The sequence below is a fragment of the Rhodococcus sp. YH1 genome (assembly GCF_009939605.1).
GTDB classification, from domain to species: Bacteria; Actinomycetota; Actinomycetes; order Mycobacteriales; family Mycobacteriaceae; genus Rhodococcus; species Rhodococcus aetherivorans.
In genome coordinates this window covers 1-2,560 of the sequence record NZ_WVTE01000170.1, presented here as the reverse complement: position 1 = coordinate 2,560, position 2,560 = coordinate 1, and the positions used below count along the sequence as shown (strand labels likewise).

General features: G+C 71.0%; 3 protein-coding genes. 2 read left to right on the top strand and 1 reads right to left on the bottom strand.

Translation table 11 applies throughout. From position 1 onward, the window contains the following. Nucleotides 1-130: 130 nt before the first annotated feature. Nucleotides 131-1,108 (top strand): LLM class F420-dependent oxidoreductase, encoded by a 978-nt coding sequence (locus tag AIIKEEIJ_RS13695; RefSeq protein WP_083662398.1) that lies wholly within the window; start codon nt 131-133, stop codon nt 1,106-1,108. Nucleotides 1,109-1,281: 173 nt separating this feature from the next. Then, entirely contained in the window at nt 1,282-1,617 is a 336-nt protein-coding gene (locus AIIKEEIJ_RS13690; RefSeq protein ID WP_029541385.1) for a hypothetical protein, read from the top strand. Between the two features lie 17 nt (nt 1,618-1,634). On the opposite strand, the gene AIIKEEIJ_RS13685 is transcribed toward AIIKEEIJ_RS13690, so the two are convergent. Further along, nucleotides 1,635-1,892 carry a hypothetical protein gene (locus tag AIIKEEIJ_RS13685; RefSeq protein WP_006932002.1) on the bottom strand — a complete coding sequence of 86 codons (258 nt, stop codon included), beginning with the start codon at nt 1,890-1,892 and terminating at the stop codon, nt 1,635-1,637. Between the last annotated feature and the right edge of the window lie 668 nt (nt 1,893-2,560).

The window sequence follows — 2,560 nt, the reverse complement described above, 5'->3', positions numbered from 1 at the left end:
CGGCCGGTCGTGGATCGCGGCGCGGTCGCTGGCCACCGGCGCCGAACGGGTCCGGGTGCCGGTGCCGCCCGAAGGACGGATCGCCGGCATCGGCGGGGCGCCCGGCACGGACCACGGGAGGAAACGAACAGTGACCGACTTCGGCTACACCATGCTCTGCGAGCAGTCCCGGCCGGACCACCTCGTCCGCGACGTGCAGATGGCGGAGAAGGCCGGCTTCGACTTCTCGGTGATCAGTGACCACTACAACCCGTGGCTGGAGGAACAGGGGCATTCCGGCTACGCGTGGTCCATCCTTGGTGCCGCTGCCCAGGCCACCGAGCAGATCCCGCTCATGACCTACGTGACCTGCCCGATCCTGCGGTACCACCCGGCGGTGGTGGCGCAGAAGGCGGCGACGATGCAGATCCTGTCCGGGGGCCGGTTCCGCCTCGGCCTGGGCGCGGGCGAGAACCTCAACGAACACGTCGTCGGCAAGGGCTGGCCCGCGGTGGGCACCCGTCACGAGATGCTCGCCGAGGCCGTGGAGATCATTTCGGCGCTGTTCGACGGCGGCAACGTGAACTTCCGCGGCGACTATTTCGACGTCGAGTCCGCGCACCTGTACGACCTGCCCGAGACCCGGGTGCCGATCGGCATCGCCGTGTCCGGTTCGCAGTCGTGCGCCCTCGCCGGGGAGAAGGCCGACCTGATGGTGGCGACCGAACCCGAGCCGGAGCTGACCCGGATGTTCGACGAGGCCGGGGGAGCGGGCAAACCGCGAGTCGGGCAGATCGCCGTCTCCTACGACACCGACCGCGACGCGGCGGTGCAGCGGGCGCACGAGCAGTTCCGGTGGTTCGGCCTCGGCTGGAAGGTCAACCCGGACCTGCCCGCGCCGTCCTCGTTCGCGGCGGCCACCCGGTTCGTGACGCCCGAGCAGGTCGGGGCGCAACTTCCGTGCGGCGACGACATCGACGAGTACGTGGACAAGATCCGGCCGTTCGTCGACGCGGGATTCACGGAGGTCGCCCTCGTCCAGATCGGAGGTGACCGGCAGGGGCCGTTCATCCGGTGGGCCGAACAGGAACTGCTGCCGGCGCTGCGCAGCCTGTTGCCGGGCTCATGAAGCGCAGCCTGTTGCCGGGCTCATGAAGCGCAGCCTGTTGCCGGGCTCGTGAAACGCCGCGCGCTCGCGGCGCGATGGTCTCGGTAGTAGTCAGTTTCGCTGACGCCGCAGATCTCGGACCCGCATGCTCCCGCGAGCGCACCCGACGGTCGCCGGCGTCGAAGGGTGCCGAGATGAACGTCGAACCGCGGATGGCCGGGTTGCGCCAATGGCGCACCGATCGCCTCGAGGATCTCGTGGCCCAGCTCGAACGCACGACCGATCCCGCGCTGCCCTGCTTCGCCCGCGACGTCGCGCGCACCGAGCTGGCGCTGCGCCGGGAGGGCGGAACGGTGGACTGGGTGTGCCGTGTCAGGGCACAGCCGAGGTCCGACGGTCGTTCCGTGCTGCTGACCCTGGCGTTGCCCACGACGCTGTCGGAGCCGGAGGTGCGCGATGCGGCTCTGGTCCGCGCCCGCGAACTGTTCGGGTCCGACGTCGTCGTCGACAGCGTGCAGTTCGGCGACTGAGGGGTTCGCCGAGCCGGTCAGGGTCCGAGCCGGACGGCCGAGACCAGGCCGGACACCGTGGCGACGGTACCGACCGCCACGAAGCCGGTCACCATGGTGGCGACGGCCCCCGCGGAGACGACCGTGCCGAGGACGGTGCCCACGCGGGGACGCAGGCCGGAGGCCGGACGGATCGGGGCCGGCTCCTCGAGGCGTATCGAGTGGGGCGCCGCCGGAATCGTCGCGGCCGGCAGAGCGAAGAGGGGGTCGGGTCGGTGGGCGATGTTCTCGGACATATCAGTGTTTCCCCGTCCGTCGTTGACACCTTGTGCCTCCAGTGTCGCGGCGGCGGGTCTCCGGCAGATGGCCGCATTTTGAACTCTGGGTTTCGTGGAGTCGGCGTCGTCGGTCCCGGTTCCGGGGCACCGCGGGCTAGGCAGCGGCGTGGCAGTACGGTGATCCGCCCGAGTGTGCCGGCCCCCACGCGCCCGGATGCCGGTCACCGCCCCCTGCGCGGTGACCGGCCCCGCCGGTCCGCCGCATCACCCGACGTTCCGGCGCGTTGCCCCTCGGAAGAGGGGCCGGTGGCGACGCCCCGGCCGCACGAGGGCGCAGTCCGTTCGACAGCCACCATCAATCGGAACGCACCGGGGATCGCCGCGGTTCCGGAGCCGAGGTCGCGAACGGGGTGAAAGTGAGGGTGAAAACCGGGGGAGGGCGGCGGACGATGGAACGGCGCTCCGGGTGGCCGTCCCGACGGACCCGCGCACCGGTGGCCGACCCTGCGATGCGAGCCGGCCGCCGACATGCATAATGGCCGCAGCGTTGCTGACGCCCGTGCAGGGAAAGTCCGGTCCGAGTCCGGCGCTGACCCGCAACGGTAGGCCGTCCATCCGACGGTGAGCCCGATCGCCTGCACGGGGGTGCGCGACTCCGGTATTTCGTCGTGGTCTACGAGATGGAG

Bases quoted from the DNA above. Each gene is read 5' to 3' on its own strand.
- AIIKEEIJ_RS13685 (WP_006932002.1), bottom strand. From the start codon at position 1,892: ATGTCCGAGAACATCGCCCACCGACCCGACCCCCTCTTCGCTCTGCCG.
- AIIKEEIJ_RS13690 (WP_029541385.1), top strand. From the start codon at position 1,282: ATGAACGTCGAACCGCGGATGGCCGGGTTGCGCCAATGGCGCACCGAT.